Raw genomic sequence first — 14,306 nt, forward strand, 5'->3', positions numbered from 1 at the left:
GGCGGTTGAGCGGCACGGCGTACACTTGGGCCAGAAACGAGGCGTACAAATCCTGCAGCCCCATGACTCTTCATCCAGCGACCGGGTTTCTGTCGACGTCCCCGAGGAACACCGCCCTGCCGGCCCTCCTTCCCCGACCGCATGGTCGCGCGGGCCGCACGCCTTGCTGTGGCAGCTGGCTGCCGTGGCATTGGGCGGGGCGGTCGGGGGCCTGCTGCGCGCCTCGCTGATTCAGGCCTTTCCGGGGTGGCCCGGCACCCTGCCCCTGGTGATTCTGGCTGAAAACGTGACGGGAGCCTTTCTGCTCGGTCTGGTGCTGACACTGCTGTTGCGCCGCCCCCGCATCCCCCAGGGCGTGCGGCTGTTCGTGTGTACGGGCGTGCTGGGTTCATTCACGACTTTCTCGAACCTGACCCTCGATGTGGTACAGCTGGCGAGCGCCGGTCAATTCGCTTTGGCCCTGGCGTACGCGCTGGGGAGTGTTCTGCTCGGACTCACGGCGACGCTGCTTGGCGTGACCATCGGGCGCCGCCTGGGGACCGGCAGCGACGTGTCCTCGTCTGCACCTTCCGGAGGTCTGCGGTGACGGCGCTGCTGATCGCGCTGGCCGCGGCGGGCGGGGCTGCGGCACGCTTTCTGGTCGACTCCCTGGTTTCCGGGCGGCTGGGGCGCTGGCCGTGGGGCACCCTGTGCGTCAATCTGAGTGGTTCGCTGGCACTGGGCCTGCTGGTCGGGCTGACGCTCGAGGGTGTCGTCTCCCCCACCGACCGCCTGGTGGTGGGCACCGGCTTTCTGGGCGCCTACACGACCTTTTCGACCTGGATGTACGACTGCGTCCGGCTGACCGAGCAGGGTGCGTGGGGGCGGGCGTGGTTCAACGCGCTGGGCAGCCTGATGCTGGGCGTGCTGGCCGCCGCACTCGGGCTGTGGACGGCGGGGCAGTGGTAAGACCGGCTCGCTGCCGCGGGGCAAAAAGTCCTCAGGCAGCGCCCTTGAGACCGGCAGCCGTCTGCGCGACAATGCCCAAAGCACCTGGACTGCGAGGGCGAAGAATGCGCCCTCGCAGAGGCAGAGCAGCCCGGCAGAGCGCTTCGCCGTGCGCCACAACGTCAAAAGGACCCACATGACCGAACTCACAACCGTGGCACACAACGCCAGCCTGGTGCTCTACAAACAAAAGCCGGCCCGCGTGAGCAGCACAACCGGAGACAAGCTGGACATCGAAACGTCCGGCGGGACCGTGCGCGTGCGCCCCAAAGACGTGCTGGTCCTGCATCCCGGTCCGCTGACCAGCCTGAGCGCCCTGCGCACGCTCGTGGGCGAACCGGCCGAAGTCTGGGAACTGATGGAGGGCGCCGCGCTGCCGCTCTCCGACGTGGCCGAGCTGGCCTTTGGCGACTTCACCCCGGACAGCGCGCTGGCAGTGTGGGGCTGGGTGCAGGAGGGTACGTATTTCGGCGGTACACCGTCGAACATCGTTCCACGAAGCGCCGCGCAGGTGCAGGCCACCCTGACCCAGAAAGAGGCCAGGGCAGACGAGTCACGCGCCTGGGAAGTCTTTCTGGACGGTCTGCGGCGAGGCGAGGTCAGCGACCCGCGCAGACTCGCCGACGTCGAGGCGCTCGCGCTGGGACGGGCACAGAAATCACGCACCCTGAATGCACTGGGGCGCCCGGAAACGCCGGAAAACGCGCACGCGCTGCTGCTTTCCCTGAAAGTCTGGGACGAGACGCGCCATCCTTACCCGGCACGCTTCGGCGCGGCACTCTCGGCACCCCACTTGCCCGTCCCTTCGCTGCCCGGCGAGGAGCGGCTGGACCTGTCGCACCTGAGCGCACTGGCCATCGACGATGAGGGCAGCAGCGATCCTGACGACGCCCTCAGCCTGGAGCGCCTGGTCCTTGAAAACGGCGAAGCAGGCTGGCGCCTGTGGGTTCACGTGGCCGACGCGGCGGCCCTGGTGGCGCCGGATGGCGAGATCGACCGTGAGGCCCGCAAACGGGGCGCCACCCTCTACCTGCCCGAGACCACCGTGCCGATGCTGCCCGAACCCATCACCGGGCAGCTGGGACTGGGGCTCGCCGATACGTCGCCGGCGCTGAGCATCGCCGTACAGCTCAGCGCCGCCTTCGAGCCGCAGGGCGCCGAGGTACACCTGACGCGTATCCGGGTGACGCGCCTGACCTACGCCGAAGCTCAGCGGGCACTGGACGCCGGGCAGCCGGGCCCCCTGCAGGAGCTGGCAGCGCTGGCCGTCACGGCCCGCACTCGCCGTGAAGCCGCCGGAGCGGTCATGCTGGAGCTGCCCGAAGTGCGCGTGCGTGTGCGCGACGGTGAAGTGATTATCACCCCGCTGCCTCCCCTGCAGAGCCGGGCGGTGGTGCAGGAAGCCATGATGCTGGCCGGCGAGTCGGTGGCAACCTGGGCACAGCAACGCGATCTGCCGCTGCCGTTTGCCGCGCAGGACCCGCCGCTCGCGCGCGTCGAAGGCGAACAGCTCGCACAGCAATGGGCACGGCGCAAGTCGCTCAGCCGCACCCGATTTTCGCCCAGAGCGGGACGGCACGCCGGCCTCGGGCTGCAGGCCTACGCGCAGGCAACCAGCCCCCTGAGGCGATACCTGGATCTGGTGGTGCACCAGCAGCTGCGTGCCGCATTGCGGGGTGAACGGCCCCTGACGGGTGCCGAGATTGCCGCCCGCATCGCCGAAGCCGACCTCGCAGCCGGAGCGGTGCGCGCGGCGGAGCGCGCGGCCAATCGCCACTGGACGCTGGTGTACCTGAGCCGCCGGCCAGGCTGGTCAGGTGAGGGCGTGGTCGTGGAGCGCCGGGGAGCGGTCACCACCGTGTTGCTGGGTGATCTGGCGCTGGATGTCCCACTGACGACTTCCACGGCATTGGGCGAGGAGCTGCGCCTGGAACTCGGTGAAATCGATCTGCCCAGCCTCACCAGCCGCTGGCGCGTGGTCACCGATTCCTGACCCACGGCCCTTGTTAATAAACTGTTAAGTTTGTGTGCCTGACGGCTGCCTATGCCGAAGGGAATGGGTGGGTCCGAAAGCCCTGGTTCACTGCGCGAGGCCCCTCCACAAACCTTGTGGGATCTCCTGCCGCAGCTGCTCTGGACCATGAACGCTGCCGGACGGCGCCACCGCCCGTCCCCGATGTTTGAACTTCCCTTCCTTTCAGGCAGGCGGAAAGCTGGCCCACCGCTCGGTTTCAGTGGGCTGGTGGAATCGAGGCATTTTCGGCGTTCGCAACGGTGGGGTTGTCGATGAACACCACGCCGCTGGTATCGCCGATCGGTCAGGTGATGCTGATCGTGCTGATGTTCCTGGGGCGAATCGGCCCGCTGACGTTCGCCATCGCCCTTGCGCGGCGGCAGCATGGTCCGCGGGTGCGTTACCCGGAAGACAAATCCATCATCATCGGGTAGCCGCCTGCCGTGTATTCCCCGTTGCCGGTCGGCCGGGAATGACCGGTCTTCAAGCCACAAGCCCGAGCGGCACCTTCACGAACTCGGGGCAACCGATTGCGCCTGAAACCACGCCCGAGACGCCGTCAGTTCCGCTCGGGCTTGGCGTCGCGGCCCATCAGGGCCGCGACGCCTTCTTCGAGCGTCCACGCGCCCGTGACCACCTGACGCACGGCTTTCACGATGGGCAAATCGTGGCCGTGGGCCTGCGCCCAATCACTCAGCAGCTGTGCGCTGCGCAGACCCTCTACCACCTTCCCTCCTTGCGCCGGATCGAGGCCGCGCGCCAGACGCTCACCCGCCGCGCGGTTGCGTGAATGACGGCTGTTGGCCGTGGCCATCAGGTCGCCCAGCCCGGAGAGTCCATACACCGTGTCTTCCTGAGCTCCCTGCGAAGCCAGGTAACGTCCCATCTCACGCAGCCCGCGCGTCATGAGGGACGCCTTGGCGTTGTCACCCAACTCCAGTCCGTCGACCATGCCTGCCGCCAGGGCCATCACGTTTTTCAGCACCCCGCCCAACTCCACGCCGGGCAGGTCCGGCGAAGTGTACACCCGGAACGTGGGCGTCAGGGTGGCCTGCTGAACCTGCAATGCGAACTCCTGGTCAGGACTCGCGACGACGCTGGCCGCCGGAAGCAGGCGCCCGACCTCCTCGGCATGGTTGGGGCCCGACAGCACCGCCCGGCGTGCAAATCCCAGATCGGCGGCCAGTTCGCTGAGGCGCCGCCCGTCGGACGACAGGCCCTTGGCGCACAGCACCACGCCCAGGCTCCGTGGCAACACGGAAAGCAGCTCCTCGACCCCGGCACTGGGAACCACCACCAGTGCCCATCCAAAGGCCCCGACCACACCCAGGTCGGCAGTGACCTGCACGCCGTCCGGCAGCGCTACACCCGGCAGGTAGGTCGTGTTTTCCCGCGTGCACCGCAACTGCTCTGCGAAATCAGCCCGGCGCGCCCAGAGCGTCACCGGGCGTCCGTGACGTGTCAGCATCACCGCGAGCGCGCTGCCCCAGCCGCCCGCACCCAGGACCAGCACGGGTGGTGTGGCGCTCACGCCTGTGGCGCTCACGCCGCCTCCGGTCCGGCGGCCGGCAGGCCTTCTCCCGGCCAGGCATTGTGGGCAAAGGTCCAGAAGCGCGCCGTGTCGGCTTCCGGCGCGGCGTAATCCGGGAACTCACCAAATTGCCAACGGCCAAAACCCGCCGCGCGCAAAAGGGGCTCCAGGTCGGCAGGATCATACCCGCGCTCCTCGTGCACCTCGACGAACTCCTCGCCTTCCAGACGGCAGAAGGCCTGCACGATGCCCAGGTCACGCCCCGGATCGTAGTGATGCGACCAGTGATAGTGCACCTCGCGGCCGTCGGGCATGGTAGCCAGACCCTCGATGGCGTCGTCCTCCCACAGTTCACGCACGCCCAGGCGGCTGTTCACGTCGAACACCAGAACGCCGCCCGGCTTGAGGTGCGCGCGGGCCCGCGACAGCGCCTGGCCCAGTTCGTGCGCTTCGGTAAGGTTGTTGAGCGAATCGAACAGGCAGGTGATCAGATCGAACTGCTCGCCCAGCTCGAAGTGGCGCAGGTCGCCCTGCACGAAACGCACACCGGGCAGCTTCTCGGCGGCGACTTTCAGCATGTTACCCGACGCGTCGAGCCCGGTGACTTCCAGACCACGCGTCACGAAGGGACCACTCGACGCGCCCGTTCCGCAGGCAAGGTCCAGCATGCTCCGGGGCACCTCGCCCTCGGCGCGCAGGTAATCCAGCACGAAATCCGCCCAGGCGTCGTATTCGATGTCGGCCATGATGGCGTCGTACACGCTGGCCAGGGCCGTGAAGGGAGGACGTTGCACGGCGCCACTGTAGCGCGCGCAGCTGAGAATCGCAGCGGGCACACGCGTGCTCCCCGGGTCTGTTTCCCGGACCCCGACTGGTTTACAGTGCGGCATGACCTTCGAAGCAGATTTTCAGGAGCTCCGGGAGCGGGTACAGGAAATCACCGACCTGACCTCGGTCGGGGCGGTGCTGGGCTGGGACCGCTCGACATACCTGCCGGCAGGCGGCGCACCCGCGCGCGCCCGGCAGAGTGCGCTGCTCGCGCGCCTGCGTCACCAGAAAGCCACCGATCCCGCCCTGGGCACCCTGCTGTCGCGGCTGGAGCGTGAACGAACCCACCTCGACCCGGACGGTCTGGAGGCGCGGCTGATCGAAGTGGCCCGGCACGACTTCGACCGGGCCACCCGCGTACCGGACGCGTTCGTGGTGCAGCTTTCACAGCATGCCAACGAAACCTACGGCGCCTGGACGCGCGCGAGACCCGAGAACGACTTCGCGGGCCTGGTGCCCCGGCTGGAGCGGACGTTGGAGCTCAGCCGGCAGTACGCCACGTTCTTTCCCGAATTCGACCACCCGATGGATATTTTCGTGGACAACGCCACCGAAGGCGTGACCGTCGCGCAGGTGAAGGACGTGTTCTCACGACTGCGTGCCGGCCTCGTTCCACTGGTGCAGGCAGTGTCCGAGCGGCCCGAACCCCGCACCGACTTTCTGCACCGCTTCTATCCGGCCGGGGAGCAGCTCGCCTTCGGGGAAAGCGTCATCCGCGACTACGGCTACGATTTTTCACGCGGGCGCCAGGACCTCACGCATCACCCGTTCTGCACGCGCTTCTCGATTGACGACGTGCGCATCACCACCCGCGTCAAGGAAAACGACCTGACCGAGTGCCTGTTCTCCACCCTGCACGAATCCGGACACGCCATGTACGAGCAGGGCGTGGATTCGGCTTTCGAGGGCACGCCGCTGGCACGCGGAACCTCATCGGCGGTGCATGAAAGCCAGTCGCGCCTGTGGGAAAACGTGGTGGGCCGCGGACGGCACTTCTGGCAGCATTACTTTCCCAGGTTGCAGGCCGCCTTTCCCGAGCAGCTTCACGACGTGAGTGCCGACGAGATGTACCGCGCGGTGAACGTCGTGCGCCGCAGCCTGATCCGCACCGACGCCGACGAGCTGACCTACAACCTGCACGTCATCCTGCGCTTCGAGCTGGAACTGGCCATGCACGAGGGCCGGCTGGAGGTGCGTGACCTCGCCGACGCCTGGCATGCGCGCTACGAGAGTGACCTCGGCGTGCGCGCCCCTGACGACCGCGACGGTGTGCTGCAGGACGTGCATTGGTACTTCGGCATGATCGGGGGCGTCTTTCACGGCTACACCCTGGGCAACGTGCTGAGCCTGCAGTTCTGGGACGCGGCCCGCCGGGCCGTGCCGGACGTAAGCGACCAGATCGCACGCGGGGAATTCGCACCCCTGCGCGGCTGGCTGACCGAGCACATCTACCGCTTTGGCCGCAGCCGCTCGGCGAACGAGATCGCGCTGGCCACCACGGGCTCGGCGCTCACGGTCGAGCCGTACCTGAATTACCTGCGCGGCAAGTACGGCGAGTTATACGGCGTACACGCTGAGACTGCCTGAGCCTGACCACAAGAAAATCCCGGTGGAATTCCACCGGGATTTTTGTTCTGTCAAGCCGCCAGAAGGCCAAGTTTCAGCGGTTCAGAACACAAGTCGTGGGGCTAGAGCAATTTCAGGAAGTTACTAATGCCCCGAGTGAGGTTGGTTTACAGCGAAAGCAGGAAAGTGAAGTCGGCACCAAACTTGCCGACGCTGAGGCCGGCTGGGAAGAAGCTGGCATCCAAGTTCTTGGCGTCAGCGTTGAGCTGCACAATGTTCGCAACTTGGCGCGGGGTGCGGCTGAAGGCGATGGCATTCTCGTCAGCCAGCACAATGTTCGACTGCGCAACCCTGACGTACTCTGGGTTACCTTCCAAGGCGCTGACGATTCCCTGGTCCGTGTCAGCGGCGTTGTTGGGACGATTGTCAAGAGCATCACGCGTGTTGGAGATGGCCTGCACGACCTGCCCGGTGTTGAGTCCCGCGCCGACTGTGACGTCGCGAACGTTGTACAGCACCGTGCGAATCTCGGCGGCGTGGTAGGCCTCGACTGCCAAGATACCGGCGGCAGCCGAGAGGAAATCGGCGTTCGTCATGAGTGGTGCCGCCCCCTTGTAGGCGGTCACGCCGACATCCTCGAAGATAAACGCGCCCAGCAGGAAGGCCAGCGAGCTCGCGTAGGGATTGAAGCCGGTAATCGCTTGGTTGCTGGCCACGCTGCCTGCCGTCGAAAAGGAGGTGGTCAGGTTCAAACGGGGCCGCTCCACCGCATTGGCTCCCAGGGCCTTCCGGAGGAACCTGACGTGCCTGATTTCATCGTCGGCGATTTCACGTGCATACTCCCGAACGGCTTCGGCACTCACGAGCGTCGTTCCTGCAGACGAAACGATCGGCCCGAAGTTCATGCCACCCGCCGGCAAGTCTGCTGGCAGCATGATTTCCATGCCGCCACCCATTTCCCTCACTTCACCGATGCGCCCCACGGCCGCCGCATAGAAAGCCGCTTCCAGGTATTCAAGGTTCAGGGCGAAGTTCAGAATGGCCGCGTCGACGTCCCGCTTGGTGGAGGCGGGCGGCTGCGCTAGGGCAGGGCCGCAAGAAGCCAAAACGGCACCCGCGCCCATCAGGCCCATGCTGCCCAGGAATTTGCGGCGGCTGTTGGGGGTTTCGGTGGCTGCAGTGATAACGGTATCCAACTTCTTCTCGCTCATGACGTTCCTCCAGAGAATGAATGGCTTGGTTGTCTTGGCCTTCCATAGTGTCCTATCCGAGCGAGGTACTTTTGGATTTACGCCGTAGATACTTCGTGCATCTATGAAGCCTGTCTGAAGGAACTTGCGTACGATGTAGTGCCGGGCTACAAAGATGACCCGTCACCAAGGGCCCCGAGGGTCCGCGAGGTCTGCAGGGCGCTCGTTCCTCAACGTTGTGGGCCGTCAGGCACCGTAGCCACTTATCCGCAGCACCGTGAACGGATCAGGCACATCGAGCAGTTCGCGCAGGGCGGCTGATTTTTCCCCCGAACGCGCAAAGTACGCCTGCGCGATACGGAATCCCACGAAGTACCCCAGATCGGCCGGACGTTTTACCGCCCGAGGTCCCTGATAAAGCCAGGCCCGGGTGTCCGGGCGCCGCATGACTGCGCGGAATTCCCGCCACAGCTGCGCCTCGTGCTGAAGGCCATACTCGAAGTAATCGGTGCGAGGGGGCGTCCCTGTTACGAGGGCAGCCACGAAATCCGCCACGCCTTCCTCCAGCGCGCGGCCCAGCAGCGAAAGCCGACCCAAATTGGGGTTGGCGCGCCGTTGCAGGGCGTGCACCAGTTCGTGCGTGATGACAAAGGGCAACTCCTCTACGGTCCGGAGCGCCGCCCGCTCCCACGACCCGAGTTCAGGCGTGTCGGCGCCCGCACCACGCGTAAAGAACTCGGCCGAGAGCAGCAAACCGTCCAGACCGGCCGTTCCGGCCGTGAACAGTCCGCCCATCACCACGTACACTTCCGGAAAACGCGCTTCGGGCAGCCAGCTTTGCAGCAGGCGCCAATGCTGACGGGTCTGCGCTCGCCATGCCTGATCGGCGTGCAGTGCCAGCGAGGCTTCACGGACGCTGTCATAGAAGCGGCGGCGGCAGCGCACCTGGCGCTCCAGCGCGGCAAATTGCGGCCGACGGTGGCGGAACTCGCGCAGACCGGGCGTGCCTTGCCTGAAATAGTGCTCTGCCCAGCCTGGACCACCGCTGCGCGCCATCCAGAAAGAGGGAATATCGTCGGTCACGAAACGCACCCGGTCCGGGGTGGGGTGCGAAAAAGCAGAGGGCAATTCCACAAGCGGCCGTCGTCCCGCTCCCCAGTGGGCCACGGCCACAAGATCCCGCCCGACCAGGGGAAAGTCCGGCAGACCCCACCGAGGCGGCACGTTCAGGACGGTCCTTGAAAGCGGTCCTGACGCAGTCCCTCGATTTCACGTCGCAGCAGGGCCAGCTCGTCGCGCAGCGTCTGTGCGACGTTCGCCTCGTTCCGGTCGTCCTGATCGCGGCCCACGAAATAACTGGCGATGGCCGCCGTGATATAGCCGAACACCGCAAACGCGTACATCGCGAGCAGCCACGCCAGAAAACGGCCTTCAGAGGATTGCGGCCAGGTCTCCGATCCCATGGTCGTCATGATCATCGCGGTCCACCACAGGGCGTCCCAGTAACTGCGGAACAGCGTTTCTTCGAAGGTCAGCATTCCGGCGGCGCCCACCACCGTGAGCATCAGGGTCAGCGCCACCACGAAAGGCAGGCCACGCCGCTGCACGGCACTTCCCAGAGCCCGGAAGCTGCGGTTGACGGTCGTCACGAGGCGCAGCAGGTTGATTGACCGTACCGCGCGCAGCAACCTCAAAGCCCGGAAAGCGCGCAACACCCGCAGCACCCGGAGGGCCGGCAGCATCAGTGACAGGGCCGTCAGCCAGTTGCGCTGCAGGTACGCGCGCTTGTCGGGGGCCACCGAGAATGACAGCAGGAAATCCAGGACGAAGAACACCCAGATGACGCTGACCACCCTCTGCCACAGCGCGCTCAGTCCTTGCGTGAAATCTAGGATCAGCAGCGCCAGCCACACGAAGGCCAGGGCGATCATCGGCTTGTCGGTCAGACGGTCGAGGTGCTCCAGCAGCTCCCACCGTTCCCGGGTCAGGTGCTCTCCTTGGTCAGGTCCTGCAGGCATACGGGCACCGTACCGCCTGCGGCGTCAACGCCCGATCAGAAGCACCCCAACGCACGTTCACCAACGCCATTCGCGTGGGGTCAGGCGGTCGACGTCAGCACATAATGAACCATGTTGCGCCGTGCGCTGTCGGTCCTGCTGCTGTTCCTTTGCGTTGTCGGGTCGACGGCACAGACCGCCCGGATTCGCAGTGTCGGCGAGTTGCGCCTGAGCGACTCGCAGGCCCTGCTGATTCCTCGTGACGGCGCGATTGCCGTGGTGGAGCGGCGTGGAAACCATGTACTCGTCACGTCGTTCGACGGGGTCGCGGAAAGAATCCTCGATTCCCTGGAAGTTCAGGGCCGCATTCTGGCGATTTCCGAGCGCCGCCTGCTGGTCCAGCAATCCACGACGCTGCGGGTGGTCGGGGCCGTCACGGGCCGCGAACTCGCGGCGTGGCCGGCGCCCGCTGGGCCGCTGTCCGTGAGCGGCGACGGGCAATGGTGGCTTGTGCGAGGCAGCCAGGACACCCACCTGGTACAGCAGCGCACCCAGCGGCGCCTCAGGGTGCGCCTTCCCGACTGCCCGGCGTGTCAGGCGCGCCTCGTACCGGACGGACGCGGCAGCGTGCTGATCGCGCTGGATGACCGGGCACCTCAGGGTCAGCACTGGCTTGTCAATCCGGTGTCGGGTGCCCGGGCCCGCCTGTCCCTGGCTGCCGTGCGCATCGTGGATAACCTGTTGTTTCAGGCTGGCCCCGCGCAGGAGGGTGCGGTCACGCTCGTGCGGGCCGAGGACCTTTCCCGTTACCCGGCCCTCACGAGCCGGGCACGCCGAACCTGGGGCGTGCCGCCCGCCTTTCGTGCGGCGCACCCACCCGGCGCCAACCTCGTCCTGGAGGACGTGCTGTGGGACGATGTCACCAAGTCCTATCTCTTCTCCGGTCGCGCGTCCGAACCGGTGTACAACGTCAAGGCACGGCAGTGGCAGTCGCTCATCAGCCCGGTCCGGCTGTTTCGGGCTGTGCAGGACCCCGCCGTCCTCGCCCGCATTCTGCGCGCCGGACCTTCCGTGAGCCAGGAGGCGCGCTACACGCACACGGGCACACACCTGCTCGAAGCGACCGGCGACCGGCTGAACATCTACGCCAAACCGGCCTACACCCTGCGCCTCTCGCTGGCCCTGCCTTTCGCCCGCACGTACGTGTTCGCGGACCTGCCCGACGGGCTGCTGCTCGCCACCACCCGGAAAGACGGGGTCGTGCGCCTGAACGGCGGGCGGGTCCAGTTCTCACGCCTGACCTGGTGATCTCCGCAAGCGTCGGGTGCAGCTGTCGGGCCAGGGCAATCCTGAGCGCGCCCATCACCGCTGCTCGGGCAGCGCCTGCACGAACCAGCGTGTCACCACGTCCGGTCGGGTGATGGCGCTGCCGACGACCACTGCCCGAGCACCCAGTTCCAGGGCCCGGCGCGCTTCGTTTGGGGTACGGATGCGGCCCTCGGCCACCGGGCGTACGCCCTGCGAGACGAGCGTGTGAATCAGTTCGAAGTCCGGCCCGGCGAGTTTCGGCGAATCAGGCGTGTACCCGCTTAGGGTGGTGGCAATCAGGTCGGCACCCGCATGAGACGCCGCGAGCCCTTCGGCCAGGGTGGAAACGTCGGCCATGGCGATTTTCCCGCGGGCCTGCACGGCCTGCACCAGTTCGGCGACACTGCACGCGCGCGGTGGGTGGCATCGAAAGCCACGATGTCCGCGCCCGCATCGCACAAATCGTGGGCATCCTGCACGGTCGGGGTGATGAACACCTCACGCACGCGACGCTTGACGATGCCGATGATCGGTACCTGCTCCCGCGCGCGCACCGCGCGAACGTCTGCCAGCCCTTCCAGGCGCAAGGCCCGCGCACCCTGAGCTACGGCCGCGCGGGCAAACGCGCAGATGAACTCCGTCGAGCGAAACGGGCTGTCCGCCTCAGCCTGACACGAAACGATCAGGGACCCCTCCAGTGCGTCGATCGTCATCTGCCTCCTTCGAAAGTAACCGCTCGAGGCCCCTGGCGCGGACATCGAGCGATTCCGCGTTTAAGGCCCGTCTGCTTCGTCCGCGCGTCCTGCTGAACGATTTTAAAGCGGTGGCCCGGGGCACTGATCGATGACCCTGACCGAGCGGAGCGCGGCAGTGCCCAAAAGCGCGTGCAGGCCAAGCCCCTGGAAAGCAGGCCTCTGGAGAGGCCAACCTGTGAGACGTTCAAAGGGGGATACGCCCACTGGGGCCTGGCCTGCACTTGGGCACGCTCTCAGCGCGGGGAGCAAGTAAACCCAGTGCCGGAGCAGCCGGACCCGACAGGGCACGAGTTTCGACACCCAGCCCGGAAGCCCGGTCGGGACCGACATGCTGGTCGATCGGTGATTCATAATCGAGCAAATGCCTGAATTCAGATCCAAGGATCCTTTGCACGGCGTCACCCTCGAGCGGATCCTAGTGGAACTGGTTGAGTTTTACGGCTGGGAAGAACTCGCCCGACGCGTGAACGTCCGGGTCTTTCAGCACGACCCGACGGTGCCTTCCGGCCTGAAGTTCCTTCGCAAGACTCCCTGGGCACGGGAAAAAGTCGAGCAGCTCTACCGGCATATGCTGCGCGAACACCCGCGGTGACTGCAGGCAACGGGTAAGCCAAAGGCAGCGGGCCACGGAGCGGGCCGCGGGAAAGCCGCTCTCCATCAGGACGCATCTGCCCCCGGAACACAACCTGTCTGAACGCTGAAGCGGCAGTCACCTGAGCGACAGGGTAACGTGGGCGTCGTTGCGTCCAGTTGTTCGCCCTTTGTTTGCATCAAGGAGGTCCCATGTCCACCCCGCCTGACAGTCACGCCCTGTCGTTCCCCGCGCATTTCACCTGGGGCGTGGCCACCAGCGCCTACCAGATCGAAGGCGCCACCCGTGAGGATGGACGAGGACCCAGCATCTGGGACACCTTCGCGCGCGTTCCCGGCAACGTTCTTGGCGGCGAGTCCGGTGAGGTGGCCTGCGACCACTATCACCGCTGGGAACAGGACCTGGAGCTGATCGCCGGACTCAATCTCAACGCCTACCGCTTCAGCGTCGCCTGGCCGCGCGTGTTTCCGCAGGGCACCGGCACAGTCAACACCCGCGGACTCGACTTCTATGACCGTCTGGTCGACGGCGCCCTCGCGCGCGGCCTGCAGCCACATGTCACGCTGTATCACTGGGACCTGCCGCAGGCCCTGCAGGACCGCGGGGGCTGGGCCAACCCGGATATTTCCGACTGGTTCGCGCAGTACGCACTCGCAGTGCACGCCCGTCTCGGCGACCGTGTGTCCAGCTACGCCACCTTCAACGAGCCGTGGTGCACGGCTGAACTCGGGTACCACATCGGTCGGCACGCGCCGGGCATACGGGACCTGCGCACTTCACTGCTGGCGTCGTACCACATTCAATTGGCGCATGGCCGCGCGGTCCAGGCCCTGCGGGCGCAGAATTCCCGCGCGGAGTTGGGAACGGTGCTGAATCTGTATCCGGTGGACGCCGCCACCAGCAGCGCAGAGGATACCGAAGCGGCGCTGCTGGTAGACGAGAAAATCAACGGCTGGTACCTCGACCCCATACTGCGCGGAACATTCCCGAAGCGCGCCCTGGCAGATTATGCCGCGTACCTTCCGGACATCGATCCGGCAGCGCTGGCGTCCGCGCGGCAACCCCTGGATTTCCTGGGAGTGAACTATTACTTCCGGCAGTGGGTCAGCCAGGACGGCGCGAGCCGGGCCGGGCCGCCCCACGCGGACATCGAACGCACGGCCATGGGCTGGGAAGTATACCCGGAGGGACTGTACCGGCTGCTCACGGATCTGCACCGGACGTACGCCGTGCAGAAGTACTACATCACCGAAAACGGCGCGGCGTTCGACGATCAACTGGAAAACGGTGAGGTGCACGACGAAGCGCGCGTGCGCTTCCTGGACTCGCACCTGCGTGAAGTTCACCGCGCCATGCAGGCAGGTGTACCCGTCGCCGGCTATTTCGCGTGGAGCCTGATGGACAATTACGAATGGGCCTTCGGGTACAGCAAACGCTTCGGCATTGTCCACGTGGATTACCACACCCAACGACGAACCCTGAAAGACAGCGCCAAGTGGTACCGGGACTTTGTGGGCACCCAGCGTGCCCGGACATGA

Annotated in this window: 13 protein-coding genes and 1 pseudogene; 8 read left to right on the forward strand and 6 right to left on the reverse strand. The window is 66.2% G+C overall.

The annotated features are described in order from the left end of the window. Nucleotides 1–163 precede the first annotated feature (163 nt). The 4 genes from DEIPE_RS07850 (at nucleotide 164) to DEIPE_RS23000 (ending at nucleotide 3,435) form a co-directional block, all read left to right on the forward strand. Entirely contained in the window at nucleotides 164–586 is a 423-nt protein-coding gene (locus tag DEIPE_RS07850) for a fluoride efflux transporter FluC (protein WP_052326657.1), read from the forward strand. After that, nucleotides 583–948 (forward strand): fluoride efflux transporter CrcB, encoded by a 366-nt coding sequence (gene crcB / locus DEIPE_RS07855; protein WP_015235456.1) that lies wholly within the window; start codon nucleotides 583–585, stop codon nucleotides 946–948. Before DEIPE_RS07850 ends, crcB begins: the two co-directional genes overlap by 4 nt. A gap of 175 nt (nucleotides 949–1,123) precedes the next feature. Then, complete coding sequence (locus DEIPE_RS07860) at nucleotides 1,124–2,980, forward strand: ribonuclease catalytic domain-containing protein (RefSeq protein WP_015235457.1); 1,857 nt, start codon at nucleotides 1,124–1,126, stop codon at nucleotides 2,978–2,980. A gap of 293 nt (nucleotides 2,981–3,273) precedes the next feature. Continuing rightward, nucleotides 3,274–3,435, forward strand: coding sequence for a hypothetical protein (locus DEIPE_RS23000; RefSeq protein ID WP_157448801.1), 162 nt, complete (start codon nucleotides 3,274–3,276; stop codon nucleotides 3,433–3,435). A 125-nt stretch (nucleotides 3,436–3,560) separates the two neighbouring features. Here DEIPE_RS23000 and DEIPE_RS07870 read toward each other — a convergent pair whose 3' ends face one another. Both DEIPE_RS07870 and DEIPE_RS07875 read right to left on the reverse strand, forming a co-directional pair. Then, nucleotides 3,561–4,469, reverse strand: coding sequence for an NAD(P)H-dependent glycerol-3-phosphate dehydrogenase (locus DEIPE_RS07870; protein ID WP_245557631.1), 909 nt, complete (start codon nucleotides 4,467–4,469; stop codon nucleotides 3,561–3,563). Nucleotides 4,470–4,543: 74 nt separating this feature from the next. Further along, nucleotides 4,544–5,326, reverse strand: a complete 783-nt coding sequence (locus DEIPE_RS07875) for a class I SAM-dependent DNA methyltransferase (protein ID WP_041231294.1) — start codon at nucleotides 5,324–5,326, stop codon at nucleotides 4,544–4,546. A gap of 94 nt (nucleotides 5,327–5,420) precedes the next feature. Between DEIPE_RS07875 and DEIPE_RS07880 the strand changes: the two genes are divergently transcribed. Beyond that, nucleotides 5,421–6,947 carry a carboxypeptidase M32 gene (locus DEIPE_RS07880; protein WP_015235460.1) on the forward strand — a complete coding sequence of 509 codons (1,527 nt, stop codon included), beginning with the start codon at nucleotides 5,421–5,423 and terminating at the stop codon, nucleotides 6,945–6,947. 146 nt (nucleotides 6,948–7,093) lie between these two features. Here the strand turns inward: DEIPE_RS07880 and DEIPE_RS07885 are convergent, their stop codons facing one another. The 3 genes from DEIPE_RS07885 to DEIPE_RS07895 form a co-directional block, all read right to left on the reverse strand. Beyond that, complete coding sequence (locus DEIPE_RS07885; protein WP_015235461.1) at nucleotides 7,094–8,137, reverse strand: ferritin-like domain-containing protein; 1,044 nt, start codon at nucleotides 8,135–8,137, stop codon at nucleotides 7,094–7,096. Nucleotides 8,138–8,362: 225 nt separating this feature from the next. Further along, nucleotides 8,363–9,340 (reverse strand): DUF2268 domain-containing putative Zn-dependent protease, encoded by a 978-nt coding sequence (locus DEIPE_RS22110; protein ID WP_015235462.1) that lies wholly within the window; start codon nucleotides 9,338–9,340, stop codon nucleotides 8,363–8,365. Between the two features lie 2 nt (nucleotides 9,341–9,342). Continuing rightward, on the reverse strand, nucleotides 9,343–10,134 hold the full coding sequence (locus DEIPE_RS07895) for an ion transporter (RefSeq protein WP_015235463.1): 792 nt from the start codon (nucleotides 10,132–10,134) through the stop codon (nucleotides 9,343–9,345). Between the two features lie 111 nt (nucleotides 10,135–10,245). On the opposite strand from DEIPE_RS07895, the gene DEIPE_RS07900 reads away from it, so the two are divergent. Further along, entirely contained in the window at nucleotides 10,246–11,421 is a 1,176-nt protein-coding gene (locus DEIPE_RS07900) for a hypothetical protein (protein ID WP_015235464.1), read from the forward strand. Between the two features lie 54 nt (nucleotides 11,422–11,475). Here the strand turns inward: DEIPE_RS07900 and DEIPE_RS25475 are convergent. After that, nucleotides 11,476–12,179 (reverse strand): annotated as a pseudogene (locus DEIPE_RS25475) (N-acetylmannosamine-6-phosphate 2-epimerase). Between the two features lie 358 nt (nucleotides 12,180–12,537). Between DEIPE_RS25475 and DEIPE_RS07910 the strand changes: the two are divergent. Further along, a complete protein-coding gene (locus DEIPE_RS07910; RefSeq protein ID WP_015235465.1) occupies nucleotides 12,538–12,768 on the forward strand; it encodes a VF530 family protein in 231 nt (76 codons plus the stop codon). Between the two features lie 191 nt (nucleotides 12,769–12,959). Then, complete coding sequence (locus DEIPE_RS07915; protein ID WP_015235466.1) at nucleotides 12,960–14,306, forward strand: GH1 family beta-glucosidase; 1,347 nt, start codon at nucleotides 12,960–12,962, stop codon at nucleotides 14,304–14,306.

The sequence above is a fragment of the Deinococcus peraridilitoris DSM 19664 genome (assembly GCF_000317835.1).
In the GTDB taxonomy this organism is placed as follows: domain Bacteria; phylum Deinococcota; class Deinococci; order Deinococcales; family Deinococcaceae; genus Deinococcus_A; species Deinococcus_A peraridilitoris.

Coding starts and splice junctions, on each gene's coding strand:
- DEIPE_RS07885 (WP_015235461.1), bottom strand. CDS start 8,137: ATGAGCGAGAAGAAGTTGGATACCGTTATCACTGCAGCCACCGAAACC.
- DEIPE_RS07900 (WP_015235464.1), top strand. CDS start 10,246: ATGTTGCGCCGTGCGCTGTCGGTCCTGCTGCTGTTCCTTTGCGTTGTC.
- DEIPE_RS07860 (WP_015235457.1), top strand. CDS start 1,124: ATGACCGAACTCACAACCGTGGCACACAACGCCAGCCTGGTGCTCTAC.
- DEIPE_RS07910 (WP_015235465.1), top strand. CDS start 12,538: ATGCCTGAATTCAGATCCAAGGATCCTTTGCACGGCGTCACCCTCGAG.
- DEIPE_RS07895 (WP_015235463.1), bottom strand. CDS start 10,134: ATGCCTGCAGGACCTGACCAAGGAGAGCACCTGACCCGGGAACGGTGG.
- DEIPE_RS23000 (WP_157448801.1), top strand. CDS start 3,274: ATGAACACCACGCCGCTGGTATCGCCGATCGGTCAGGTGATGCTGATC.
- DEIPE_RS07880 (WP_015235460.1), top strand. CDS start 5,421: ATGACCTTCGAAGCAGATTTTCAGGAGCTCCGGGAGCGGGTACAGGAA.
- DEIPE_RS07915 (WP_015235466.1), top strand. CDS start 12,960: ATGTCCACCCCGCCTGACAGTCACGCCCTGTCGTTCCCCGCGCATTTC.
- DEIPE_RS07870 (WP_245557631.1), bottom strand. CDS start 4,469: ATGCTGACACGTCACGGACGCCCGGTGACGCTCTGGGCGCGCCGGGCT.